At 70.1% G+C, this 24,400-nt stretch carries 20 protein-coding genes and 2 pseudogenes; 2 read left to right on the forward strand and 20 right to left on the reverse strand.

Features of this window, described 5'->3' with window-relative positions; translation table 11 throughout:
- The first annotated feature begins 200 nt into the window (after positions 1-200).
- Positions 201-704 (forward strand): alpha/beta hydrolase, encoded by a 504-nt coding sequence (locus RCR19_RS42845; RefSeq protein ID WP_331270599.1) that lies wholly within the window; start codon positions 201-203, stop codon positions 702-704.
- Positions 705-840: 136 nt separating this feature from the next.
- Here the strand turns inward: RCR19_RS42845 and RCR19_RS42850 are convergent.
- The 18 genes and pseudogenes from RCR19_RS42850 to RCR19_RS42935 form a co-directional block, all read right to left on the reverse strand.
- Positions 841-1,111, reverse strand: a pseudogene (locus tag RCR19_RS42850) (integrase core domain-containing protein); the annotation flags it as partial.
- 216 nt (positions 1,112-1,327) lie between these two features.
- Positions 1,328-1,606 (reverse strand): annotated as a pseudogene (locus tag RCR19_RS42855) (IS5/IS1182 family transposase); the annotation flags it as partial.
- A gap of 359 nt (positions 1,607-1,965) precedes the next feature.
- Positions 1,966-3,546, reverse strand: a complete 1,581-nt coding sequence (locus RCR19_RS42860) for a DUF2637 domain-containing protein (protein ID WP_331270508.1) — start codon at positions 3,544-3,546, stop codon at positions 1,966-1,968.
- Between the two features lie 149 nt (positions 3,547-3,695).
- Entirely contained in the window at positions 3,696-7,112 is a 3,417-nt protein-coding gene (locus RCR19_RS42865; protein ID WP_331270509.1) for a hypothetical protein, read from the reverse strand.
- Complete coding sequence (locus RCR19_RS42870) at positions 7,112-7,600, reverse strand: pilus assembly protein TadG-related protein (protein ID WP_331270510.1); 489 nt, start codon at positions 7,598-7,600, stop codon at positions 7,112-7,114. Before RCR19_RS42870 ends, RCR19_RS42865 begins: the two co-directional genes overlap by 1 nt.
- The gene (locus RCR19_RS42875; protein WP_331270511.1) at positions 7,597-8,055 is read right to left on the reverse strand and encodes a TadE/TadG family type IV pilus assembly protein; all 459 of its coding nucleotides are present in this window, start codon (positions 8,053-8,055) and stop codon (positions 7,597-7,599) included. The genes RCR19_RS42870 and RCR19_RS42875 overlap by 4 nt, the downstream gene beginning before the upstream one ends.
- Positions 8,056-8,060: 5 nt before the next feature.
- Entirely contained in the window at positions 8,061-8,489 is a 429-nt protein-coding gene (locus RCR19_RS42880) for a TadE/TadG family type IV pilus assembly protein (protein WP_331270512.1), read from the reverse strand.
- A gap of 4 nt (positions 8,490-8,493) precedes the next feature.
- Positions 8,494-8,709, reverse strand: a complete 216-nt coding sequence (locus RCR19_RS42885) for a hypothetical protein (RefSeq protein ID WP_331270513.1) — start codon at positions 8,707-8,709, stop codon at positions 8,494-8,496.
- 45 nt (positions 8,710-8,754) lie between these two features.
- Positions 8,755-9,642 carry a type II secretion system F family protein gene (locus tag RCR19_RS42890; protein ID WP_331270514.1) on the reverse strand — a complete coding sequence of 296 codons (888 nt, stop codon included), beginning with the start codon at positions 9,640-9,642 and terminating at the stop codon, positions 8,755-8,757.
- Complete coding sequence (locus RCR19_RS42895; RefSeq protein WP_331270515.1) at positions 9,642-10,598, reverse strand: type II secretion system F family protein; 957 nt, start codon at positions 10,596-10,598, stop codon at positions 9,642-9,644. The genes RCR19_RS42890 and RCR19_RS42895 overlap by 1 nt, the downstream gene beginning before the upstream one ends.
- Positions 10,595-12,097 (reverse strand): CpaF/VirB11 family protein, encoded by a 1,503-nt coding sequence (locus tag RCR19_RS42900; protein ID WP_331270516.1) that lies wholly within the window; start codon positions 12,095-12,097, stop codon positions 10,595-10,597. The genes RCR19_RS42895 and RCR19_RS42900 overlap by 4 nt, the downstream gene beginning before the upstream one ends.
- Positions 12,087-12,911, reverse strand: a complete 825-nt coding sequence (locus tag RCR19_RS42905) for a hypothetical protein (RefSeq protein WP_331270517.1) — start codon at positions 12,909-12,911, stop codon at positions 12,087-12,089. The genes RCR19_RS42900 and RCR19_RS42905 overlap by 11 nt, the downstream gene beginning before the upstream one ends.
- Positions 12,911-13,618, reverse strand: coding sequence for an SAF domain-containing protein (locus RCR19_RS42910; protein WP_331270518.1), 708 nt, complete (start codon positions 13,616-13,618; stop codon positions 12,911-12,913). The genes RCR19_RS42905 and RCR19_RS42910 overlap by 1 nt, the downstream gene beginning before the upstream one ends.
- 22 nt (positions 13,619-13,640) lie before the next feature.
- On the reverse strand, positions 13,641-14,627 hold the full coding sequence (locus RCR19_RS42915; RefSeq protein ID WP_331270519.1) for an ATP/GTP-binding protein: 987 nt from the start codon (positions 14,625-14,627) through the stop codon (positions 13,641-13,643).
- On the reverse strand, positions 14,621-14,989 hold the full coding sequence (locus RCR19_RS42920) for a hypothetical protein (RefSeq protein WP_331270520.1): 369 nt from the start codon (positions 14,987-14,989) through the stop codon (positions 14,621-14,623). The genes RCR19_RS42915 and RCR19_RS42920 overlap by 7 nt, the downstream gene beginning before the upstream one ends.
- 437 nt (positions 14,990-15,426) lie before the next feature.
- Entirely contained in the window at positions 15,427-16,344 is a 918-nt protein-coding gene (locus RCR19_RS42925; protein WP_331270521.1) for a replication-relaxation family protein, read from the reverse strand.
- The gene (locus tag RCR19_RS42930; protein ID WP_331270600.1) at positions 16,341-18,773 is read right to left on the reverse strand and encodes an ATP/GTP-binding protein; all 2,433 of its coding nucleotides are present in this window, start codon (positions 18,771-18,773) and stop codon (positions 16,341-16,343) included. The genes RCR19_RS42925 and RCR19_RS42930 overlap by 4 nt, the downstream gene beginning before the upstream one ends.
- A 176-nt stretch (positions 18,774-18,949) precedes the next feature.
- Positions 18,950-19,531 carry a hypothetical protein gene (locus RCR19_RS42935; RefSeq protein WP_331270522.1) on the reverse strand — a complete coding sequence of 194 codons (582 nt, stop codon included), beginning with the start codon at positions 19,529-19,531 and terminating at the stop codon, positions 18,950-18,952.
- Between the two features lie 226 nt (positions 19,532-19,757).
- Between RCR19_RS42935 and RCR19_RS42940 the strand changes: the two genes are divergently transcribed.
- Positions 19,758-20,264, forward strand: a complete 507-nt coding sequence (locus RCR19_RS42940; RefSeq protein WP_331270523.1) for an NUDIX domain-containing protein — start codon at positions 19,758-19,760, stop codon at positions 20,262-20,264.
- A 259-nt stretch (positions 20,265-20,523) separates the two neighbouring features.
- On the opposite strand, the gene RCR19_RS42945 is transcribed toward RCR19_RS42940, so the two are convergent.
- Positions 20,524-21,492, reverse strand: a complete 969-nt coding sequence (locus RCR19_RS42945; RefSeq protein ID WP_331270524.1) for a C40 family peptidase — start codon at positions 21,490-21,492, stop codon at positions 20,524-20,526.
- A 182-nt stretch (positions 21,493-21,674) separates the two neighbouring features.
- On the reverse strand, positions 21,675-24,389 hold the full coding sequence (locus RCR19_RS42950) for a hypothetical protein (protein WP_331270525.1): 2,715 nt from the start codon (positions 24,387-24,389) through the stop codon (positions 21,675-21,677).
- Positions 24,390-24,400: the final 11 nt, after the last annotated feature.

Raw genomic sequence — 24,400 nt, forward strand, 5'->3', positions numbered from 1 at the left:
TCAATTGCCGAATGGCGAGATATATTCGAGTCGTAGCGTTCGTGGAGCTGCTCCTGAGTTGCACCCCGACGTTCAAGCAATCCTGGATGACATTCCCGAAGGCGAACGAGGTGTTGGTCACGGGAGATGCGGACTGGCAGTTTGTGTATCCGACGCCTTGACGGACGGATTCAATCAACGCACGCGTCATCAGCGAGCGTCTGGATGCCCTCGAGGGGCTGGTGACCGTCGTGGGTCATTCCTACGGCGCGATTCCCGCCACCGAGGCTGTCGCCGGCGCGTCGAACGTGGCGCGTCTGGTCTACCTCTCGGCCTTCATGATCGATGCGGACGAGTCCATCGACAGCCTGAGCGGCGGCAAGGTCTCCGGTAGCGGCGCCGTAACGCTCGACGCGCACCGGCATTACGAGGACCCCAAGGCCGCCTTCTACTCCGACGTGGACCAGCAGGACGCTGACTACGCCACCAAGCGGCTGGTCCTGCAGTCAGCGCGTTCCTTCTGCGAGCCGCTCGCCACTGCCTCCTGGAAGACCGTGCCCTCGAGCTACATCATCACCGAGAACGACACCGCGCTGGATTCCGGCTTCCAGGAGGCCATGTCCGCCCGCGCGGAGCGTACTTACCGCCTGGCCTCGGGACACTCCTCCTTCCTGTCCCAGCCCGCACAGCTGGCCCAGCTGATCGACGCCGACGCCCGCCAGTGAGCAACGCGCAGCCGGACCCGCGGCTTTTGGCAGCGACCAGCCCGGCTGTGCTGCCACGCGGTTGTCCATAGGGGTAAGCAGGCTCGTCGGGTGGACGTCGTCCATGAGGTTGATCCCCGGGAGTGGACCCCGGGTTTTATGCGGCGAGTGACAGAGTACGTGACCTGATCAGTTGTTGTTCGAACTCGGCCGGTGTGAGGTAGCCGAGGGCGGAATGCCGACGGCGCCTGTTGTAGTACGAGAGCCAGCGGAACATTCTCGAGTCGGGTCTGTGCCTTCGAGGTCCAGCGGTGTCCGTGAAGCAGTTCTCGTTTGAGGCTCTGGAAGAACGACTCGGCCAGGGCGTTGACGTAGCTCGAGCCGACCCGGTTCATGCTTCGGCGGATGCCGTGCCGGCGGCAGACGTCGGCGAGGCGGCCGCGCTGTATTTTGCGCAAGGCGGCACAGGTGCTCTTCGTTGAGATCACGCGGCCAACGCATCTGCTGGTCCTGGCTGCGCACCGGGCACGGGTCGAGCCGCATCTGGGCCGCTGGCTGCCCGGGGATGGCTGATCCGCAGCGTGCCCGCTCAGCGGTGAGCCAGCGCTGGGACACGGCGGACAGGCATACAGACGACGCGCGCACGGCCGATTACGGGGGCGCCCGGGACCGAGTTGGGGAACATGGATGGCGTCCAGGACGGCTTCGAACTGCGGGCTGTCATCGCACTGACCTGCCGTGGCCAACAGCGACAAGGGCCTTTGTCCCTGTTCGCAGGCCAGGTGGATCTTCGTGGTGAAGGCGCCGCGGGACCGGCCCGGGGCGTGGTCGGTGGGCTCTGTGCGGACGCCGCTCGGCGTCTGCTTCTGATCCTGTCCGTCGCGCTGGGCGCCGGGCGCGTGCTGGTGGGCCCGGCAGATCGTGACCGTCATACGTCACCGCTCAACGCTGACGCTCTACAAGGCGGCTGCCGACATTCACGGAACGTCGGCGAGCATCCTCGGTGATCTCGTTAATACTCAGTCGAAAGTGCTGGACGCCGCCGTCATGCCACTCCGTAGTCGTGCCCCGTCCGTGTTCGGTAGCCTTCGAGGTCGCCAACGCGTTTGTCGTGTACCAGCCGCAGCATGACCCACGGGAACATTGGAGCCCTTCCGGCTCTCGCCAGGCCAAGCCATGGGTGGGGGACAGGGCGGCCGAGGCGGGCGTCGTTCCTGCGTTGCACAACCTGGCGGACAGCCTGTGATCCCGAGACCGAACGCCACTCCGCCACGTCGCCGTGTCACTGAGGCGCGTTGGAGTGGTGTTGGGTGAGGGACTGCCAGCGCCGTTCGAAGTCGTCGATGTGCTCGCTGATGTCGTGGATGGTGAGGGGCCTGTTGTACTGGCCGGTGATCCCGTGGGCTGCGCAGTCGTGGGCGATGGCGTCCAATGCCGGTGGGCTGCTGACTTCGCGGTATTTTGCCCAGACGGTGTAGATCCGGAAGGGGAGCGAGTAGCGGCGCAGGGTGGACGGGCTGACGGGTTTTCCGCTTCGACTGTGCAGGCCCCTATCGGCGAGATAGACGGACAGCTTCTGGCCGGTGGGTTCGTCGCCGTGCTGCGTCCGGTACTCCTGCCACGCGAGGTAGTAGCGGTCGACGAGGGTGAGGCGCCCTCCTTCAGCCGACGTGTGCGGTGAAAGGTCGTCGATCGTGGCCTTCACCTGTGGGGGACGCTTTTCCTGGCTGGCGTGTGCGCCGGGAGCGGCAGGGATGGGCACCGGGCGTTCCTCGGCGGCGGCGTACTTGTGCAGTGCCTGCACGGCAGGGTCGGTGGTGGCCTGCGCGGTCGACGAAGCTATGCCGGTGTTCGCTACGTGTTCCTCGGAATCCGCAACGAGCGTCTCGTGGTCCTTGTCCGCTACAGGTGGTGCGTCAGCAGCCGCGGTGCGGCCTTGCTCATAGGCGGCGTCAGCTAGACCGAGTTGATCGGGGTGGCTGCGAGCATGAGCGCTGTAGCCGCCGGCAAGCTCCTCGGCCTCCTCCTCGTGTATTCGCCCCGGGATTGATAGGCCAGGCGCTTGAGTTGAGACGGATGTTGACTGCAGGTCGTCACTACGTGACTGTGCCCCAGCTTGCGAGGATCCGGTGCCAGCCGCCTCAGGTCCTCCCCGTTGTTTTGGCGCGAGGGTGTGGACCGGTGGTGCAGTGTCTGGCACTGACGCGGGCGTGATACCTGCTGCCGTCGGGCTCGCGGGGGTGGTGTCCATGAGCGGGACGCCGTACTTCGCCAGCCGCAATGGCATGAGCGACTCCACCGGCGCCTTGCGGCGCCAGGCGCGGCCGAAGCGGGAGCGCAGGCGGGCCTGGTACACGAGACGTTCCTGTTCCAGCTTGATGACCTGGTCGTAGGAGCGGAGCTCCCACAGTTTCATCCGGCGCCAGAGCAGGAGGGTGGGTATGGGGGAGAGCAGCCAGCGGGTGGGGCGGACGCCCTCCATGTGCTTGTCCGCCGTGATGTCCGCGATCCGGCCGATCGCGTGGCGGGCCGCCTCGACGGCGACCACGAACAGCACGGGGATCACCGCGTGCATGCCCACACCCAGCGGGTTGGGCCAGGCCGCCGCGCCGTTGAACGCGATCGTCGCCGCCGTCAGCAGCCACGCCGTCTGGCGCAGGAGCGGGAAGGGGATGCGGATCCAGGTCAGCAGCAGGTCCAGGGCCAGCAGGACGCAGATGCCCGCGTCGATACCGATCGGGAAGACGTAGGCGAAGTTCCCGAAGCCCTTCCTTATGGCCAGCTCGCGTACGGCCGCGTAGGAGCCCGCGAAGCCAATCCCTGCGATGATGACCGCTCCGGACACGACCACGGCGATCAGCATGCGCTGCGCTCGGGTGAACCCGGGGAGCGCCTGAGTCGTGGCTGATGGTGTCGTGCTATCCCAGTGATCGGACGGCCTGCCCTCCTCAGCAGTCGAAGGGTCCGGCCCTTTGAGCCGGGGCAGCGTGACGCGCGCTGACTCGATGGGGGTCACAGCGCCTCAACTTGCGGTGTGTACGTGTGCTTGCCGAGGAGGTCGTTGATGAGTTGCTCGGTTTCGGTCTCGAGCGAGACATCCAGCATCCTGTTGACCTGCTGGATGCGGGTGATGGCGGTGTGGAGTCCGGACCGGTTGTGGGCCGTGTGCTCAATGCGCATCCAGTCCCGGTACAGCAGTTCGGCGCTGTCGTCGACGTCGAGGCCAGTGGCGATGGCCCGGCGGGCTTTGCTGAGGTCGTGGTGGGGGCCGGCGGCTGTGCGGTAGGTGGCCACGGTGTGGGCGACGTCGATGATGCGGGTGGTCATCTCTTGCTGGTGGGGTTCGGCCCACGGCAGAGGACGGGCGCCGAAGGGCCGTCCGCGGACCAGGCCGAGTGCCTGCTCCAGGTCAGGCAGGGCGGCTTGGCCGTGGGGCAGGGCGTGTTCGACGAGGTGGAGGAAATCGCTCCAGTCGCAGCGGACGTCGGGGGAGAGGCGGTAGGGATCTTCGCCCAAGCGGCGGCGCGGCACATAGGGGCTGCCGGTCGGGTCGTTGCCCAGCGCGCGGCGCAGGCCTTGCAGGCGGGCGTTGAGGGTGGCGGGTGTCCATGGGTTGAGTGGGTCCATGTCGGCGCACAGCACGTCGGCGGTGCGACCGGGACGGAAGTACAGCAGCGCCGCCAGATGCGCCATCCGCGGGCCGTGACCGGTGAAGGCCACGCCATCCACCTCGATGGGACCCAGGACCCGGATCTGCGGCGCGTGCAATTCCTGCCCGTCGTGTCTTTCGTCGACGCGGGGCGCAACGACTTGAGCCAACTGCGCGGAACTTGCGGGGGCGGCCGGCCCGGACCTTGCACGGTCCTTCTCGGGCGTGGAGGTGCGGTGTTGGACAGCGGCGGGCAGGCCTGGTGCGGCGGGGTCGGTGGAGGCGGCCAGCAGGGCCGGGAACACCGCCATCTCACCCATGTCCCCTGCGGGGTCCGGCACGCCGGTCGTGCGGGTGGCCGTGCTGTCGTCGCCGTGGCTGGCCGGGTCTTCTGGCCGCCCGGGCGCGGGCTGCGGGTGGCTATCGGTCTCGTGAGGTACGTGCTGCCAGGGTCCTTGGGCGGGTTCGGCGGGCTGTCCCGAGACGGCAAGCGCGGTGGTGATCTGCTGGTAGGCCGCGTGGTCCAGGCGCTGCACTGTGATGGCGGTATCAACCAACTCCAGTGGCTGCGGCTCATTGAGTGAGGCGTTGAGGAGGTCGGCGTGGGGGAAGTGCGCGGCGGCGGAGCTTGCGGGGGCGACGAGCGTGACCGGCAGTGTGTCGGTCTTGTCGATGAGGTCGGCGAACTGCCAGGCGGTGTCCGCGTCGAGGGCGTCCGCGCACAGCAGCAGGTACGGCGGAGGGGGCTGCTGTGGCGGGGTGGGTGTCTGGTGGGCTTCGAGGAGCCGTTCGGTGAGATCCCGTAGGGCGTGGGTGGCCTGGCGCATGTGGGCGATGCGGGAGGTGGGCAGCAGGTGCGGCAGGTCCTTACCGAAGCCGACGGCGATGATCTCCACCTCGCCGGCCCACGGGCTCATCGCGTACTCCAGTGCCAGCGCGGTGCACACCTCGGTGATGTCCAGCGGACTGCCGTCCAGCAGCAGAGCGGGCATCTGGGCCAGGTTCAGCAGCACCAGGTCACCGGCCGCGGCGGTTCCTACCGTGACTAGGCCCGGATACGGCGCTGGCACCTGGCGGGCGGTCTCCTCGTCCAGGAGCGCAGCGTCGTCGGGAAGCGTCCACCACCCGGACCGCCCCGCAACGAATGGCGTCAGGGACCGGCCGGCAGGGTCTTGCGGGAGGATGTCGAGGGTGCGGGCCCCGATGCGTGCCGCCCGCACCGACGGCAGCCGCCCCGAACCTTCGCCGTCCTGTGCGGCCTGGTGTGCCAGGGTGCGCAGCGCCAGGTCCAGGCGGGCTGCGCTCTGCGGCTCGGCGGCAGCGGCCAGTTGGGCCTCCGCCGGTGAGGTCTCGGGTGTGAGGGCGATCTGTTCACCCGGCTTTCGGCGGCGGCGCTGCAGCAGCCGACGCAGTGCGAGCGCGCCGGTGATGGCCGCTGCCAGCACAGCACCCGCGCCCAGCACGGTCGGCAACGGAGCCACGTGGCGTGCCGAGGGGAGCGCGGGCGCCGGTGGGGCCGCAGCCCTGGACGGTGGGGCAGCAGTAGAGGCGGAGGGTGTGCGAGCCGGGGGAGAGGAGCGTGCGGTGGGATGTGGCGTTGCGGCCTCAGTCGCCGACTCCGAGCCGGGCGGCCGGGTCCGGTGGTTGCCTGGCGCGCGGAAAGTGGGCGCACCTGGCGCGGGCGCAGCAGACGGGGGCGGGGGAGCCTGCGCGTGTCCCGGATGATGGCTGGGCTGATGCTCACCGTCACGAGGATGGGCCGATGGACTCTCGTTGGGTGGCCGGTTGCTCGGCTGGTTGCCGTGTTGGTCGCCGGAGTCCGTGTCGTGCTGTGCGGGTGGGGCGTGGGGCACGGTCACCTGCTGGCCTGCGTAGATCACATCCGGGTCGGTGATGTCCGGCAGGCCCTGCGGCTGTGCCGCGTCTTTGCTGGCGTCGAACAGGGCCGGCCACCGGCTGGCGGTCCCGAGCTCGTCCTGGGCGATTTTCGACAGGGAGTCGCCGGGCTCCACCGTGACCACACGCGCTCCGCCGCCACTGGTGGTGGAGTTGTTGACCGGCTGCTGGTGTGTGCCGTGCGCTGTCGCAGGAGCGGGCAGTCGGAGCTGCCAGCCGGGCTGCAGGAAGCTGTTGGCGCGGAAGACCTGTCCGTCGGCCATGGTGCGGCCCTCGTTCAGTGCGGCGATCTGCCGCCACCGCTCCCCATCACCCAACTCCCGTTCGGCGATGCTCCACAGGCTTTCGGCCGGCCGCACCTCGCGCACCGTATAGGTGCGGGTGTCGCCCGCCGCAGTGGCGGACAGACGCGTCTGTTCGGCCTCGGCCTGCTGTTGTGCCGTCCGTCCCTGTGGGGGCAGGTGTATGGCAGTGGCTGTTTGTGCGGCTTGGGCGGGGGAGGCCAGCGCGGAGCTTGCGGGCAGCAGCACCAGGATGCTGCCGAGCAGGACGGCCGCAGCACGTTGTGAGGCGCCGAAACCGCGCGGGGCGTGCCAGGTCAGGCCGCGCAGCTGCGCGATCAGCTCCCGCACCGTGCAGAAGGCGAACTGGGCCCAGCAGGTCCATCCGAGGGCGAGGAGGAGCAGCAGGAAGACGGCTCCGGTGTCCTGGCGGGTCATCAGGTGCGTGAGGTCGTCGTGGCCGGCCGCCCACACGAGGGGGGTGGCCCAGGCGAGCAGTAGCGGCAGCCCGGCGAGTGCGGCGGTCAGGGTGAGCAGACTGGCTGCGGCGGTCAGGAGGCGGGCCACCGTCGGACTGGCTGCGGGGGAGTGCGTGGGGCGCATCAGTGTCCTACTTCTTCGTCTGGTGCGGTGACGCCGTGCAGGAGGGTGGCGGTGGCGTGGCCGGTCACGGGCATGGAGCCGATCCCGAGGGCCGGGAGGAAGGTGGTGGTGTAGGAGCCGGTCACGGTGACGGTGAGCTGTGTGCCGTCTGAGGAGACGGTGACGGTGCCGGTGGCGCCCGCGGAGTGCAGGTAGGCCTGGGCTGCGGCTTGCGCGTCCTGGGGGTTGACGACGATCGCCGTGCCGGTGATGGCCTGGGCGGGATCGATGGCCTGTCCGCCGGCGCGGGCTGCCTCACCGGCGATGAAGTCGGCGCGCTCGGTGGCGCGCAGGGTGCCGCCTCCGTCGACGGCCACTCCGATGATGCCGATCAGGGCGAGGGTGCACACGGCGACGAAGACGGTGACGCCGCCGCGATCACACCAGCGCGCTTGCCGGGACCACCGCCGGGGGCACCTGGTGCACGGGCATGCCTGAAGGAGGGTCATTGTGGTCCTCCCCGCTGTCGGTACTGGTCGACGATGGAGGTCGCCCTTGAGGTGAGGGTGCGGGTTCCGGGCACGCCGGGCAGCAGCAGATCCGACAGGTTCACCGTGCAGTTCACGGTGACCGTGACGGTGCCGACCTGCCCGACGGCCACGGTCAGGCCCCCGGTGTCCACGGCGACGTGGGTGGACGCGCAGGTGATGCCCTGGTCGGTGAGGGACTCGGTGGCCGCCTGATGGGCTGCTTGCTGGGCGGAGGCCGCGGTGCGATGCAGGGAGGCTTCCCGGGCCGCGTCCTCGGCCGCCGCGTCGATCTTCGCTCCGGAGGTGACGAGGCGTCCGCCCGCGATCGCCAGACACACGAACATGATCAGCGACGGCATGATGATGGCGGCCTCGAGCGCGACGCTGCCCTCATCCCCTCGCGCCCGCACCTGGTAGCGCCTCGTGCTGCGCATCCGCCTCACCCTCCCGGTGACGTCCAGCGTTCGACGGCGCCGGAGGCCGACTGGCGGATGCGCAGTCCCGCGAGGCCCGGAATCATCGACTGCGCCTGCCCGGTCACCTGGATCCGCACCCGCTGCGTGCTGCTGCCGGCGGTGGAGACGGCGGGTGAGCGCAGGCTGTCCCCGGCTGTTCGGGCCAGCACCTCCTGTGCCCGGGCCACGCCGTCGGTGGGGGTGGCGTGGTAGGCGCGGGCGGCGAAGACGCCTTCCCGGGCAGCGGTCAGCGCGATCTGCCGGGCGTAGTACCACAGGGAGGCCTGGACGACGGCGATCGTGGCGAGCAGCACGAACGGGTAGACGATCGCCATCTGGATGGAGGCGTCCCCGCGGTCGTCGCGCCATCGCTTCCCCTGCCACCAGGCCTGACGCTGTACGGAAGCGGTCATCGGGTCAGATCCCGGCGAGGTTGCCGTTGTACTTGGCGACCACGGCGGCGATGGTCCCGGCGATCACCAGGGCACCGGTGACGGCGGCGACCCAGATGATGACCGTGGTGATGCTGATGTCGCCGCGGTCCGGCCGGCGCGCCATGTCCACCAGGCCTTGTTCGAGCCGTGTGGCAAGCCAGTGCCACGCACGGTGGGAACGGGCTGCGGTGCGCTTCAAGATGGGCCTCCTCGAGAGTTCGAAAGGGTGGGGTCGGTCGGGGCGTTAGACGGTGAGCATGCGGATCACCGCGGGGAACGCCATCAGCAACATCACCAGCACGGCCAGGAGGGCACCGGGGGCGGTCATCTTCTCGCTGGCGGCGTTCGCCTCGGCGGCCTGATCGGCCAGCAACTCGGCGTTCAGCGCGGCGGTACGCGCCTTGAGGGCCTTATAGACGGCGGCGCCGTCGGTGGCCGAACCGCGCATGATGTCGGCGACGTCATCAAGGACCGGCAGGTCGTACTCGGCGGCGAGTTCGGCGAGCGCCTGATAGGGCGGGATCTTCTCCAATCGGGCCCGGCGCAGGGCGCCTTGCACCAGCAGGAAGGGCCAGCCGCGGCCCACCTGGGCCGCTTTCTCCAGCGCCTGGGTCGGACCGGCATCGGCGGCCCGCTTCAACGCCACCAGGTCGAGGTAGGCGGACAGGGCGTGCGCGAACTCCTCCCGCGCCCGCCGGGCCGCATCGCGCACCGCCAGGTCCGGGGTGAGGAACAACAGCGCCGCCACCACGAGCCCTACGACGGCGGGCACATACAGGGGCAGCGAGACACCGGCGACGATCCACGGGATCGTCACCAGCACCGGGCACAGCAGGCCGATCGCGGCCAGCGCCACCTTCTTCAGCACGAACTGGCCCGGCCCCTGCCCGAGCAGCGAGAGGTTCGTTACGGGGATGGTGATGCCGGGCAGCCGCTGCAGGCGGGCCAGCAGCCACCGTCCCCACACCTCCTCACGGCCCAAGACCGGTGCGGGCATGCTCAAGCCGGCCGGAGCATGACGTTCGAGAGCGGGTGCCAAGGCGGGCTGTGCTCCCAGCAGTACTTCCCGCACCAGCAGCGCCGTGCCGGCGCCGACGGTGCCACCGGCGAGCACCATGGGCCACAGATTCATCAGCGATCTCCTTCCGGACCGCGGCCGGCGCCGGACACGGCGGGCGCGGCCGCCTCTGCTGCGGGTGCGGGGGTGCGGACGGCGCTGCGCGCATCGGCGATCAGGAAGCGGGGAATGCGGCGGAAGACGCCCAGCTGCCGCATCAGCGCCAGCACCCCCACGAAGCCGGCCGTCAGACAGCCGAGGACCAGTTGGCCCAGCAGGCTGGAGTAGGGCCGGGTGTAGGAGGGGACGAAGAAGCCGGCACCGATCACACCGAGGGTGATGAGGGTCATCCACCGCACCGTGGTGCGCGGCTTGGCCCGGTCCGCCTCGATCGAGCGTTTCTTGGCGACCTCCTCGCGCACCGTTGCCGCCAAATCCTCCAACGCCTGCGCCAAGCCGGGGCCGCGATCGCCCGCGGACAGGATCAGCGCGGCACACACCTTGTCGGCGGTGACATCGTCCAGTTCGTCGGCGAACACGCGTAGCGCCTGCTCCGGCCGCCAGCCCAGCCGCAGCCGGTCGGACAGGCCACCGATCTGGACGGCGAGCGCATCCGGTGCCCCCTTCCGGCTGGTGATCATCGCCTGTTCCAGGCCCATGCCCAACCTGAGCAGGCCGGCCAGGCGCTGCGTCCACTCACTCAAGCCCTCCAGCCGGCCGATACGCTCCTGCGCACGGCCGGCCGGGCTGACCAGCCAGGGCACCCCGATTACGGCCGTGCCGAGCAGCACCGCCGCCACGAAGTTCCCCGACACCAGCCACACCCCGGCGAACACCACCACGGCCGCGAGGGCGAGCATGCGCCGCCGCAGGCGGGTATCCGCGGTGGCCCGCTGCTGCTCCGCCCGGGCCCTCCATCGCCGCCAGTGCGGGGCCCGCCGCGGCGTGGTGGTCCCGACGACCCCCACGACGACGCCGAGCACACCGCCGACCACCGCCATGCCGCCCAACAACGCCACCAGCACCGTCACGTGCTCAACCCCTCCACCTTCAACGCCAGCGGCCGGGCCCAGGCCCCATACGGCTGCTGCAGCAGATGGGAGTCGAACCCGACCCGGCGCAGGTCATCGACACACGCCGGATCCATCCGCGGCACCGCCCGCAGCTCACCGAACTCCCGGCCCGGGCAGAAGACTTCGTTCGTGGCGGGCCGGCCGCTCTCCCCGATCCCGGTCACCTCAAGGACGTGGGAGACGTAACGGTGGCGGCGGCCCCCGATCTGCGTCTCGTCGGTCATGTCGACGTAGACGATGAAGTCCAAACCGTTGGCGGTCTGCCGGTAGGCGAGCTGCTCGGACAGATTCCCCTGAGCCAGCGCATACAGCTCGGCGATCCGGTCGAAGACGGTGTCGGGCCGGCGGGCGTGGATGGTGCACAGGTTGCCGCCCGCCCCGTTCGTCAACGCCTGCATCATGGCCACGACTTCCGGCCCGCGGACCTCGCCGACCACGATCCGCTCCAGCGACATCCGCAACGCGGGATGCATCAGATCCAGCAGCGTCACCTCACCCGCGCCGCGGCCGGTGGCGTCCTTCTCCCCGTTGGACTCCCGCGCGATCAGGGAGACCGCCTGACGGTGGTAGCCGTCCGCGTGGGCGAACAACTCGTCCTCGCTCTGCACGGTGGCGAACCGGCACTGCGGGTCGAACTCCCTCAGCATCGCCCGCAGCAGCGTGGTCTTGCCCGCCTTCTGCTTCCCCGCGATCATGATGTTCTTCTCCGCGCGCACACACGCACCGAGAAACTCCCGCAGCACCGCATCGATCATGCCCAGCCGCACCAGAGCGTCCAGGTCGGCGTCCGCGACGCGGTGACGGCGAATGACCGCATACGTCATCGGCCCCAACCCCGTCACGGCCTGCAGACGCGAGCCGTCCTTCAGCGACAGCGCCAACGTCGGGTTCGCGGTGGAGATGGTGCGCTCGCTGTGACCGGAATCCCGGGCCAACTCCCGCAACATCTCCAGCAGCTCCTCCTCCGAATCCGCCACCGGCCCCACCCTGCGGCGCACCCCGTCGCCATAGTCGAGCCACACCTCATCCGGGCCGTGGATGAGGATGTCCTCCACCCGCTCATCGTCCAGATACGGCTGCAACCGGCCCGCCCGATACAGCAGGTCGTACACGGCACGCCGCAAAGCGTCGTCCTCCTGCGGCGTCGGGCTCACGCCCCGCTCGACGCCCTGAGCGTCCGACCACAGCGCGACCGCCTCGTTAATCCAGTTCAGGCAGTACTGCTCCTCCGCAGCACGGTCCACCCCCGCAGCGGTCTTCAAAAGTTCCTCACGCTGCCGGGCCACCTGAGTGGCGATGTGCCGGGCAACCTTGTAGTCGACCACGTCCGCAGCCGCACCGTCACCGGCGGCAGGCTGCCCGGCTGCCGGGGTCCCGACCGGCACCCCGTGCGCCTGCCGCGGCCGGCCCGGAGAAAGAGCCATCGCGGGATCGCCGTGCAGCGGCCTACCGCGCATGAGCCCCCACCTCCGCACCCGCCACCCCGCGCGGTGCCAGGCGCGCCCTGCGCACCGCAGCCCGCTGCGCCAGCAACGCACCGCCCGTACGGGCCGCCTTCATCAACCCCGTCCGGGTGAAATGCCGCGGCTGCTCGGCACCGTCGGACAAAACCTCGGCCTCCTTCGGCGCAAACGGCAGCGTCGCCACCACCGGCACCTGCAGCACCCGCTGCACCTCACCCGCCGGATAAGGACCCTCATCGATCACGATCAGGCCGACACCGCCCACCCGCTCCTCCAACGCACGCACCCGCGCCTGGGCCGCCTGCAGACAGCGCAGCGTGTTGCGCACCACCACAACCACCGCATCCGCCTGCTCGACCAGCACAGCGGACGGCCCGAACGCGCCACCGCGCCCCACATCGACCAGCACGTCGTGGCCGTAGTCGGCATCGATCCCGCGGAACGTCACCGCCAGCGCCTTCCACACCGGGCCCAGACTCGCCGCCTGCGCCGGATCACTGATCCCCGGCAGCAGCAACCGGTTGCACGGGGACTCCTCCCGGCCGTCCTCACCGCTCAGATCGATCAGCTGCCGCCAAAACCCCTCGCCGAACTCACCCTTGCGCGCGGCAACCGATAAATTCCGCAGCCCGTACCGGTCACCGAGCTGCCCCAGCAACAGCCCGTGCAACACCGCGCCACCGTCCGGATCGCACTCGGCCAAGATCATCCGACGGCCCGGCTCCAGCGGCCACGCCAGCAGCAGCGCCAGAGCACTCGTGGTCACCCCCGGCGCACCACTGCACCCCGCCAGCGCGATCACAGCCATCAGGACCCGTCCGGAGCGGTAAGGACCAGGCGGAGCGTGCCGGCCGACACCCACGCGGCCACCGTCGGGCCGTCATCGGCGGAGGTGGCGACATCGACGACCACCACCCCCGTACCCGGAGCAGCCCCCGACGCCTTCACCACCCGGCCCGCCAACGTCTGCGGTGCGACGGCGGGCGTCCGACCCGTGCCCGTCTCGTCCTGAGCCGGCACGTGCACCAGCCGCACCTTCTGCCCCGGCACCAGAGCACTGGCCGGCACCTGCTCCGGCTTCAGCCCGATAGGCACCACCTGCTCACCCGGCCGGACCAGGGAATCCCGCGTCACCTGCGACGGAGCCAGCAGCGAGCCGGGCCTCAGCTCCACAGCGGCCCGCTGACCCACCACCTCATCGAGGTCATCCGCCCGCACGGCTTTGACCGCCGGATCCAAAGCGACCGACGCCCTGCCCAGGTCCCGTTCGGTCAGCACCTGACCGACCTGCACGTCGCGGACCACAGTGACCACCTGGGTGCGGTGGCCGACCTGCAGCACCAGGACCGCAACACCGGCGCCCCCCGCGGCGATCAACGCCAGCGACAGAGCGATCACCCCGGGCCGCCGCCGGCGGGCCGAAACACGAGGCGGCGCCACCGGCCCGGCCCCCTGCCCCTGCGCGGGGATGCCGTGTGCGCCGGCTGCGCTGACGCGTTCCTTCGTCTTGCTCAACGTGGGCTCCTTCCGGCGTCTGTTACCGGACGACCTGCAGTTCGCCGATCGCCACCTGCATCTGGGACTGCCGAGACTCAACGAGCCGGCCACCCTCGCCACCGCCGCCGACAACCTGCCAATCGACCGTCCACGTCGACGTCGCCGTCACGGTGTACGCGCCCGACGGCTGAGACGTCGACGTCGCCGTGTAGGTGTGACCGCAGGTCGGCGACTCCTGCCTTCCGTACACCGGTGAGTATTTTTTGCCAGGTCCATGACAGGTCACTATCGAGCCATCGCCCATCCTCCAGGCGATCTTCGACACCTTCGCCGTCGCCGTGACCGTCACCCCGCCCGCCGTCGCACTCGCCGAGTTCGGCCCGTACGTAGTCGGACTCTGATCCACCCACATCCACATCGGCACACCCACGACGTACTCGCCGGCCGCTCGAGGGCTGGCAATGTCGGGACCGGCGAGCCGCATCTTGTCGACGGCTTGTTGGGCGAGCTGCGCGGGATCGACAGCGGCCGCAGTCGGCGGCTGGGCCATCCACACGAAGCCCTCGGCCAGGACCTCGTTGCCAGGAATGCCGAAGGGGCAACTGCGTTGGTAGATCGCCCCATCACCTGGTTGATGTCCCCGCCAGGCTGAGTCACCAGCCGCAGGCTGCGGGTCGGCCTTCTTGTAGTAGCAGCCGCCGGAGAAAGACCCCAGCTCGGCATCCTCGCAAGGGACTTCGTACTCGCCGCTGCCCTTTTCATCGGGGCCACCAGCCTTGCTGCCAGCGAAGTAGGCGCTGCAGGTGCGCTTCTTCCTGCTCGCAACCTTCCCACCGTGGTTGCTGCTCCCTCCTCCGGAGGGCTCTGCGTCTGATCCATTGATCCCCACGCCGATGCACAGCGTCATTTCGCCGCAGTCACTCGGTGGAGCCACTGTGGGGTCTCCGTCAGCGCTGGCGACTCCGGCGGAGCTCAGCGTCAGGGTCAGAGTGAGTGCGGTGGTCGCTAATCCCGGACAGGTCAGCACGCGTGCTCCTTGTCCACGTCGTAGTCGACGACCTTCCACTGCCTGCCGATCGTGCGGACGGACCCGCTCACGGTATAGCGCCGCACTTGGTTGGGGCTGGTGACGTTCTTGCTGCCCTGCAGCGCCTTCCAGCCGCTGGTATCCAGGCATTCGGTGATGGTTGCCTTCTGTGGCGTAGCTTCGATGTGGACCGAGGTGACCTTTGCCGTCGACTTCGGCTCGCCTTCGAAGTGAACGCCCGCCTGGCGGTACTGAAACAGCTCACTCTCAATCTTGGACAGCGCTGTGTCTGCGGCGTACGTAGTGAGCTTCGTGTCGGAAGCTTTGCCCTGGCGGTAGGCCTTGCTCTGCTCGGTGCGCATCCCGCGCCAGGCCGTCAATGCGGCGTTCTGAGCGGCCTGTTCCCTTGCATCTTGAGTAGCAGATGGCGTGGCTGCAGCGGATGGCGGAGGCTCGGAATGCCTGTCCGGGCCACCAGTGCACGCTGAAAGGGCCAGCACTGCGCACAATCCCGCGGCTGTTGCAGTGGCAGCGCGCTGTCGGGTGTGAGCATGAGTAGACCTTGCTTCGCGGCGTCGACCTGGTGTCACCTTGTCTCCCCGTGGCGATCCCATGTAATGCGGCCGTTCGTTGGGCTGCGCACGTGCGTGGCAGTCCAATGGTGGCTGGAGCTGCGACCGCGTTTGCGTTCGTACAGGTTACGCATATGCCTGATTGAATTTGAACCGAACTCAGCCAGCTCATGCGTAACTTGGCTCAAACTCAGCCACAGATCGTCTTTGCGTAGGTAAATGTTCAACTAAAGGGCGTACCACGGGCACTGGTCCTCTCCTCCGGCGAGGGGTGTCCATACGTCTGCTGAGGGTCCGTGTGTTTCGAGGTCCTCGAGCACGGCTGCGCCGAGGGGTACGTCGCGGGCGAGGGCGGCGACGAGGGGGTGCTGGGCGGCCATGGCTTGGAGATCACTGATCCGGTGCTGCAGGACGTATCGGGTGGCGCCGGTCAGCACGAACAGGACTCGGGGGAAGACGGGGTACCAGCGCAGCCAGGCGGCGCCGGATGTCTGGCGGGCGCGTTGGCGGCCGGCGGGCTGGGGTTCGTAGGTCCAGAGCCTGGCGTATTCGATGAGCTTGGTGGCGAGGCGTTCGCTGCCCATGGTGGCCCGGTCGACTTCGATGAAGGCCCTGAGTTTCGTGCGCTGTTCGCCGCGGATGAGGGTGTAGTGCAGGACGGCGTCCGTAATGACTTTCTCGCCGTCGTTTAAGGGGTGGGCGACCTCGGGTGTCCAGTCGAGGTGGCCGTGTTCGTCGCCGCGGTGGCGGGCGTCTTGGGCGAAGGCGAGATGGGCGCGGACCGCGGTGAGGGTGTGCGGGGTCTTCAGGGAGGCGGCGGTGGCGGAGGTGACGGGGTAGGGGGGCCGGCCTCGCATCTCGGGGAAGTCGCGGGCCAGTCGGGCGCCTTCGCTGGTGAGGTACCAGGCGCGGGTGCGGTTCGACTGGGGCAGCACGGTGTAGTCGACCAGGTGGTGGCGGCGCAGTTTGTTCAGCGGGGCGGAGATGCTCTGGCGGGTGGCGTCGGGCCGTAGCAGGGCGTGGAGTTGGCTGGTGGTGGCCATGCGGTGCTGGGCGAGCGCGGCCAGGAGCTGGTGGGGCAGCCGCTCGACGGGACACGGCGTGTGCCGGGCCTGCACGGGTTCGGTCGCGGGCGTGAGGGTCATTTGTATTCCTTTGCTTTGTCCAGTGATACGGCCGGCGTGCGGCGGGTGGGGGTGTGCTGGGCGAGGAAGGCGTTGACGCGGTCCAGTTGGGTGGCGGCCCGTTCGGTGAGCTGGTCGAGGGGTTGTGCTCCGGCGGTGGTGCGGGCCGTGTGCTCGAGGCGGGCGACGTCGCGAGGGCGGGCGTAGTCGGCGAAGACGTCGTCCAAGTGCGGGCCGGTGACCTGTACGGGGCCGATGCGGCGGCCGTGGACGGTGAGGGTCATGTAGTGCTCGTACCGGTCCAGCGCTGCGACCTCGGCGGGGCTGGGGGTGTCGCCCCATTCGGCGGTGATGGGGGCGATGGCGGTGGTGGAACCGGCCGTTGAGGCAAGGGTGGAGGCGTTCTGGGTCAGCGACATGCGGACCGGGGCGGGCAGACGGGCCAGGAGCTGGGTCATGCCGTGCACGGTGACCTTGTATTTGCGGAAGTCCTCGAACATGGAGGCGATGGTGTCGGGGGCGGCGCCGGTGAGGGTGATCAGTTCGTCGAAGTAGAGGCGGAAGGGCCTGCGGTGGTGTTCGGGGGTGTCGCGGCGGGAGCGCACGGCGCGGAGCAGGTCCCGGGCGAGCAGGGCGGTCAGCAGGCGGTCGGTGGGGCCGTTGCCGGCGGGGCAGATCCATACGATCAGTCCGCTGTCCATGGCGGCGCGGCTGTTGTAGATGCCGGTCGGCTGGCCGAGGAAGGCGCGGGTGACGGGGTGGGCGGCCAGGCGGGCGAGGGGGTTGAGGACGACGGCGAATGCGTCGGAGGGCAACGTGGGGAAGACGGTCTGCCACCACGCGCGGATCTCCTCGCTGAGCCGGTCGGACACGGCGGTGAGCGCGGCCGTGCGGAAGGCGGCATCGCCCAGGAGCGCGCGCACGTGGAAGAGGGTGGCCTGGTCCTGGGGGCGGCCGGCGTGACAGGCGGCTTGGTTGACGGTGACCAGGACGACCAGGCACGCGGTGAGGATAGTGATCGCCCGGGGGGCTGATGCGTCGTCCCAGCCGAGCACGGAGGCGAAGGCGTCGGTGACCGCCTCGATGACGTCGTGCGGCGGCGGCCCGTGCTGCATGGCCAGCGGATTCCACGAACTCAACAGCGGTGTGGGACCAGCCGTGTTGAGGTCGATCAGGGCGATGCGCTGCATCAGGGGGTCGTGGGCCAGGAAGGGGGCGGCGCGCGGCCAGGAGTCGCGGTGCGGGTCGAGGAACATCAGTGCGCCGCCGGCGTGGGCCCAGCCGATCGCCTGGGCCAGGGCGCGTTCGGTCTTTCCGCCGCCCGCCCGCCCGACCGCGCATTCGAACAGGGTCTCCTTGGCGTGTGTGGCGACCAGCCGCCTGCGCCCGTCGGGGCTGCGGTAGATGCCCTGCAGCAGCAGGTCGGGGTCGCCGAAGGTGAAGGTAGGCAGGGAGTCGGCGAGCAGCGGCAGCCGGCAGTGGACGGTGGGCGGCTTGAGCAGGCCGGTCAGTTCTTCCAGGCGGACCCAGTTCGCCCGCGGCGGCCGGCAGTGCCCCAGCTTCCAGCGGCGTTCGAAGCCGCGGCGGCTGGGCCAGCGGTCGGCGCCCAGGCGCCACGGGCCGACGTGCAGCCCGCGCATGGCCCACCTCGAGTGGCCGCCGAACACATCCAGGGCGGCCTGGAGTTGGGCGAGGCGGGCCTCGGCGCGGCCTTCGATATGGGAGGCGCACATCACCAGCAGCTGGACGCGCACGAGCTGGTCGTCCTCGGCGAGTTTGCCCAACGCCTGCGCCGGATCCACCCGGCGCGGGATGGGCGGCATGACCAGCCGCCGCCCGCCGGCCGGCCGGCGGGGGCCGTGGAGCAGTTGCTGCAGCTGCCAGGCCAGCGAGTCCTCCAAGCCGGCGGCGTCCCGCCGTATCCAGCGGGCGGCGCGCTGGGCTTCTTTCTGTTCGGCGCGGCGGGCGGCGGTCATCAGCTGCAGGCGGCGGGCGCGCAGGGCCCATTTGGGGGCGCGCTGGATATCCAGGCGGATCTCGGCCATGTCCCCGAGTTCGGCGCGCAGGTCGCAGACGGCGTCGACCAGCGGCTGCAGAGGGTCGGGATCCAGCGGCACCTCCCGCAGCGGGGCCGTGGGCTTACCGCGCAGGAGGAATTCCGCGCGGACGACGTGCTCGCGCGGCTTGTCGGCGATCGGCCGCGCCCGGCTCACGGCCACGTGCGCGCCGAAGGGGGTGATGGACAGCAGGCGTTCGCCGCCGGCCGGGCCTTCGATGCGGTAGCGCAGCGGGCGGGTGCCGTCCGCCCGCAGCCGGATCTGCACCGCCTTCGATCGGCGCGGCGCCCACCACGGCATGCTGGTGGAGGCCCGGGCGAGTTGCACCCCGCGCCGGAAGATCTCCTCAAGGCTTGGGTCGAAGTGCCGGTCGGGCACGAGCTCGAGGGCCATCCGCTCGGCCGAGGCCCGCCTGGCCAGGTACCGCAAGAGAGCTTCGCCCGCACCCCAAGCGGCGGCGACGGCCACCGCGAGGTGGTACCAGTGGGCTGCCAGCCAGTCCGCGATCTGAGCGATAGAGGTGATCGAGCGGAGAACGGGCCCGGGGCCGGTGATTACGGCCTGCTGGGTCAGATACGGGGCGGCTGCACCGTCCACGCAGATCCCCCCTTCCGTGTGTAGGTGCGGGTGAAGTGCCAGTCGGTGATGCGGCCGTCCGTATAGGTGCCGCCGCGGTCGGCGCCCGCCCACACCAGGTGCACCACCGCCTGGCTGGTGCCAGGGCCGCGGCGGGCGATCGCCGCTTGGATCCGGAACCGGGTGAAGGCCGGTGGCGTCACCGTCTGCTTGCGGTCGGGGAAGAAGGCGGGCCAGGCGGTGCGGCCGATGCCGGTGGCGTCCGCGCGCAGAAGCGCGCGGCCCAGGGTGAGCAGGCGCCGTGCATCGCCTGCTTGCAGGTCCGCGGGCCATGCGGTCTCGAGGGCCTCTTGGATCGTCCGGTCGCCTGCGGTGCCGTCGCCGTGCGGCGGCAGCGCCGCTACCGGAGGCGAGGGCGCCGGTGCTGTGGCCGGCGCCGTGAGCGCGGATTGGGCAACCGTCGACGGATGGCTGGTAGGGGTGGTGCCGGCCGGGTGGCGTCCGTGGACAGCCGCGGCCATGGTCGGGGTGTGCGGCAGGGTCAGCAGGAGGGTGCCGGCGACCGCGAGCACCATGGTGGCGATCAGCAGCAGGCGCGGTGAGCGGGGTAGAGGGCAGGATCCGAGCTGACGTGTCGGCTGATGCTGCGATGACCAGGGCCTTTGGATGGTTGCCGAGTCGGTGCGCCAGCCGGTTTGCCCCGTATGTGTTGCTTTCCTGTGGAGGAGATTCGGGCGGCCCGGGTCGAGCGGAGCACGGACTTCGGCGCGGCTGTCAGTTCCCTCTGTCATCGTGTGCCTCGTGAGCGAGCTTGTTGAGCGGGTGGATGAGCAGGACGAGGTGCTGGCGGTCGTGGACCGGGGGGAAGCAATCCGTCACGGGTGGCTGCATCGAATTGCGACCATCGTCTGTCGCGATCCTGGAGGGCGGATCTTCATCCACCGTCGTCCAGACGATGTCTCCCTCTTCCCAGGGCAGCTCAACTGGATGGTCGGAGGCGCCGTGGGGGTAGCCGAGTCGTATGAGGAAGCTGCCGCACGGGAGTTGGCGGAAGAGCTCGGTGTCCACGCTCGCCCTCGTTTCGTGCTCAAGTTCTTGTGCGAGGGCGCGATCAGCCCGTACTGGCTTGGTCTTCATGAGGTCGTTGTCATGGAACCTGCCCGACCCGACCCAGCGGAAGTCGCATGGCATGACTGGTTGACCGAGCCAGAACTGATGGACTTGGTCCGTCATCGGACGTTCGTTCCCGACGCTCGGGAAGCATTCGACCGATATCGGGGCCGGCCGCTGCGGACCGAAGCCCTGTAGACGGCCCGGGCCATCCGGCTTTTGTCCCCGAGCTCTCGCTGTACCCGTCCACCGTTGCCTGCCCCATGCGCGCCAGAAGCCAGGGCCCAGACCGCCCCCAGACACAACCAGGCCGAGCAGAAGGACAAACTCGGCGAAAAACGGGATCTCAAGAGGTCGGGAACCGCCGCGGCACGACACGAGCTGTGAAGCGGCAATTTGACGGGTCATCACTTTGCTGTTGTCCCTTCCGTTCGGAATCTCCACAGCGGACAGGTGGTCATAGGACGCGGGCTCCTCCCGCGTAGCCGGACATCGCAGCGACCGCGTCGAGGCGGACGAGGGTGCCGGGCCGGGCGGCGTTGATCATCTGGCCGCCGCCGGTGTAGATACCGACGTGGTAGATCGTTGTGTCGCGGCCGGGGACGTACGCGTAGAAGACGAGGTCGCCCGGTTTGAGCGCGCGGATGCCGCGGCCGGCGGGGATTCTGTGGCCGATGCCTGCTTGCGCGGCCGCGGTGCGCGGCAGCCGGATCCCGGCCTTGGCGTACGCGTACAGGGTCAGGCCCGAGCAGTCGAAGCCCGTGATGCGTGTGCCGCTTTTGCCGCCCGGGGAGCAGCAGCTGCCGGTGCTGGGCCCGTGGGGGCTGCCGCCGCCCCACGAGTAGGGCACACCCCGCTGGGACAGCGCCGCCTGAAGCACCGTACGGGCCCGCGCCGACACGCCAGTGAGGTCCGGGCGTGAGGCGGCCGCCGTGTACTGGTCGATCCAGCCCAGCACAGTCGACAGGTAGGGCGCGGAGTGGTTGTACTGCCAGATCGCCGCCCGCAGTTGGGCGCGTCGGGTCAGGTCGCGGCCGTGGCCGCACAGATAGGCTGCGGCACCGAGGGCGGCGTCGTCGGCGTTGTGCGGGTCGGCGACGTGATCACCGCTTGCGTCCTTGCCGGTCGACTCCCAGGTGGCGGGCAGGAACTGGAAGGGGCCCACAGCCCGTTCCCCGTGGGCGGTGCCATCCCACCTGCCGCCGTCGGTGTCCGGGACGGCGGTTCTGTTGCCGCCGGCGCCGGAGCCGTCCAGGAGCACCCCATAAATCTTCGGGCGGATGTCCCCGCCCGCAGTGATGGTGTGGCCGATGGCGTGGTTGGACTCGACCTTCGCGATCCCGGCGAGGATCTGCCAGCGCATGCCCCGGCACGCGGGCACATACCGGCCGATGAGATGGACGGCTTTTTGGTAGGCCGTGAGCATGCGCACAGGGATATCCGCCGCGCTGCCGCCAGGGATTGCGTCGCTTGCCTGGGCACGTGTCCGCAGGGCGATGACGGCGCTGATCGCGCCGGACAGGGGAGCGGCGCAACACACGGCGGCAAACAGCACCAGCACCACCACAACCGCGCATCCTGCACGCCGGGTGCGGCGACGGGCGGGCCTCACGCGCCCTCACCGCCCTCGCCCCGGCGCCGGGCTTGCTCCTGGCGGCGCCGCTCGGCGTCGGCCGCGGTCCTGCGCAGCAGGTCCTGAAACCGGGCGCGTGCCTGGTCGCGCGTGGCATCGCCAGCGCCGCGTCCACCGGGCAGAACCGGCCCGGCCTCCCGCCGCAAGGCCGCGCCGGCACCAGAACCAGAACCAGGACCGGGCGCGGCGGTGGGCGCGGCAGGATTCCCGGCCGACGAGGGCGGGGACGGGGGTGTGCCGGGCCGCGCGATGGTGCGTGCGGGTGCGGCCGGTGCCGTGCGGGTGGGCAGGCGGCCGCTGAGGAACGGGCCCATCCCACCGCGGTCGCCGCTCTCCTCCCGCACAACGCGGGAGGCGTGGCGTCCGGCATCGGCCCAGGCCCGGCCGTCCTCGCGCAGCGTGTTCCCCCACACCCGTACCTGCTGGCGGGCGTCCTGGGCGTAGCGGGAGCCGCCCGAGCCGGCTCGGCGAACGCCGGCCGGCAGGCCGAGGGTGGTGCCGTAGGCGGCGCGGCCGGTGCGGTGGAGGATGCGGTAACCCCGGTAGCGCACCAGCCGGTTGTGGGCGCGGGTGGACAGCAGGGTGCGGTCGGTGTTCTGGTCGTGCAGGAGTCGACCGGAGACGGGGTCGATGATCCGGCCTTCCGGGGTGCGGTAGCGGTCGGAGGGACCGCCGGGCCTGCCCGGACCGGAACCACCCCGGCCCCCGGGCCCGCCACTGCTGCCCGGGCCTGCAGGCCCGCCGCCTGGTGGACCGCCTGCCGGGGTGTCGCCGTCGGCGGTGGGCTTGCGCCACCTGCTCAACCGGTCCTCGTCGGGCCGCGTGCCGATCAGCAGCCCGTGCGCGCCCTTCGCGCCCAGCCGTGCCGCCATCCCGGCTCCCACCGCGGCCGCGGTGAGCGGTGCAAGACCGCGTCCGGCTTCTGCAGTGGCATCGACAAGCATCCTGCCGGTGTCCACCGGCATGCCCGTGCCGTCGGCCATCGCGGTCAGCGCGTTCATCAGCCGGTGGCGGGTGCCGAGCCCGCTGTACCGGCCGCTCCCGGTGACGGTACGCAGCCCGCCGCCCATGCCGAGGGTGGGGGAGTTGAGGGCGAGGGCGGCGCCGAGGTCGGAGGTGTCGCCGGGCAGGTGGGTGCCGCCGACCTTGGCGTAGCGCATCCGTAGGGCCATGCGCCGGCCGAAGGAGGTGATGCCGGCCAGGAGCCGGCGGTGCCCGGCCGTACCGGCGATGGCCAGCACGTCGATCAGCAGGAGCCGCTCCACGACCAGGTCGGGCCCGTTCGTGATCGTGGCGTCGACGGCGATGCCGAAGAACGGGATGAAGGCGCACACGCCGACCATGGCCAGGACCGCGATGCCCCACCACGACAGCCACTTCCACACCGCCTGCCGGGCGGGCCCGGGCAGCATGCCGGCGATGAAGGTCACTCCTCCGGCGGCCGCGGCGGCCGCGCAGATGCCCTGGGTGCCCAGCAGCACGATCACGCAGGACAGCAGCATGCCGCAGATGAACAGCGCGGCGATCAGCAGCAGCACCGCGCCGCCGACCCGCCACCAGGTGGGCTCCTGTGCGTAGTCGGCGCAGTCCTTGCCGACCGGGCCCGCCTTCTTCAGGTCGGCGAGGAACGCGGCGAACTGCTGGTCTTTTTCGGTGACCAGGGGGCTGGCCGTATCCAGCAGCTCGCCCCCCGGGGTGAGGGAGGGAAGCCCGGTGCCACGGTGGGGGCCGTCGCCGGTGTCGCGCTGGCAGTACTGCTTGCCGGGGCCGTGGACCAGCGAACACGCATGCTTTCTGCTCTGCGAGGTGGCGCCCGGCTGGTAGCCGCCGGTGATCCACTTCAGGTGGACGGCATAGGCCGCGCGATCGGACGGCTTGCCGGGGTCGAGGATGCGCCCGTACTGCAGCAGCATGTACGGCTTGACGATCAGCGCATTGGTGATCGAGTCCTGGATCGGGCGGGCCACCTCGGCCGCGGAGACGGGACCCTCGCCCTGCCGCTCGAGGCAGGTGCGTTCGGCGTTTCCGGCCATGCCCTCACACGGCCCCCGGCTGGCGATCTTGCCGCCCCAGTTGTAGGAGTTGACGCTCTGCTGGGCGACCTCGGCGGCCACCTGCTGGCCCTGCCCCAGCGGACCGCCTGGGGCGAGGAGGTAGTCGGGGCGGACGAACGCGGACGCGGCCAGGGCGCCCAGAAGCAGGGTCAGGAAGATCTCGCCCAGGCCGCGGCCCACCTTCCCCCGCACGATCATGAAGGAGGCGAACACGAACGCCCAGGCCAGCAGCAGGCCCTTCAGCCCGAGCGCGTCGACGACCACATGCTCATAGGCGTCGGCGGTCTTCTGCGCCGGCTGGAGAAGGATCTTCAACAGGGGGAAGCGGAAGGCCAGCTCGATCGCCCACCCCGCCAGGCCGACCAGCAGCCGGATCAACGTGAACAGGCCGGACAGGGCGAAGGCGAGGGCCTGGGAGGTGAAGGCGACGATGGAGCCGCCATCGGCAGTGAGCTCGTAGCCGTCGATCGGCACCCCCTCTGAGGAGGTGATGTTCAGCGGGGCGAGCAGATCCCCGCTTGCACCGCTGCTGCTCGCGGCCGCATATACGACCTGGCTGTTGACCATGACGAACACGGCCGTAAGCAGCGCCACGAAACCGGCAGCACGCACCGTGCCGTGATCCAACCTGCGCATCTCAGCACCGC

Source organism: Streptomyces sp. WAC07094, from assembly GCF_036320405.1.
Taxonomy (GTDB): domain Bacteria; phylum Actinomycetota; class Actinomycetes; order Streptomycetales; family Streptomycetaceae; genus Streptomyces; species Streptomyces lannensis.

Excerpts from the sequence above, each read along its gene's own strand:
- RCR19_RS42860 (WP_331270508.1), bottom strand. The coding sequence starts at position 3,546 with ATGCTGATCGCCGTGGTCGTGTCCGGAGCGGTCATCATCGCAGGGATT.
- RCR19_RS42865 (WP_331270509.1), bottom strand. The coding sequence starts at position 7,112 with ATGCGCCCCACGCACTCCCCCGCAGCCAGTCCGACGGTGGCCCGCCTC.
- RCR19_RS42870 (WP_331270510.1), bottom strand. The coding sequence starts at position 7,600 with ATGACCCTCCTTCAGGCATGCCCGTGCACCAGGTGCCCCCGGCGGTGG.
- RCR19_RS42875 (WP_331270511.1), bottom strand. The coding sequence starts at position 8,055 with ATGCGCAGCACGAGGCGCTACCAGGTGCGGGCGCGAGGGGATGAGGGC.
- RCR19_RS42880 (WP_331270512.1), bottom strand. The coding sequence starts at position 8,489 with ATGACCGCTTCCGTACAGCGTCAGGCCTGGTGGCAGGGGAAGCGATGG.
- RCR19_RS42890 (WP_331270514.1), bottom strand. The coding sequence starts at position 9,642 with ATGAATCTGTGGCCCATGGTGCTCGCCGGTGGCACCGTCGGCGCCGGC.
- RCR19_RS42900 (WP_331270516.1), bottom strand. The coding sequence starts at position 12,097 with ATGCGCGGTAGGCCGCTGCACGGCGATCCCGCGATGGCTCTTTCTCCG.
- RCR19_RS42905 (WP_331270517.1), bottom strand. The coding sequence starts at position 12,911 with ATGGCTGTGATCGCGCTGGCGGGGTGCAGTGGTGCGCCGGGGGTGACC.
- RCR19_RS42920 (WP_331270520.1), bottom strand. The coding sequence starts at position 14,989 with ATGCGCACCGAGCAGAGCAAGGCCTACCGCCAGGGCAAAGCTTCCGAC.
- RCR19_RS42925 (WP_331270521.1), bottom strand. The coding sequence starts at position 16,344 with ATGACCCTCACGCCCGCGACCGAACCCGTGCAGGCCCGGCACACGCCG.
- RCR19_RS42930 (WP_331270600.1), bottom strand. The coding sequence starts at position 18,773 with ATGGCCCTCGAGCTCGTGCCCGACCGGCACTTCGACCCAAGCCTTGAG.
- RCR19_RS42935 (WP_331270522.1), bottom strand. The coding sequence starts at position 19,531 with ATGGTGCTCGCGGTCGCCGGCACCCTCCTGCTGACCCTGCCGCACACC.
- RCR19_RS42945 (WP_331270524.1), bottom strand. The coding sequence starts at position 21,492 with ATGCTCACGGCCTACCAAAAAGCCGTCCATCTCATCGGCCGGTATGTG.
- RCR19_RS42950 (WP_331270525.1), bottom strand. The coding sequence starts at position 24,389 with ATGCGCAGGTTGGATCACGGCACGGTGCGTGCTGCCGGTTTCGTGGCG.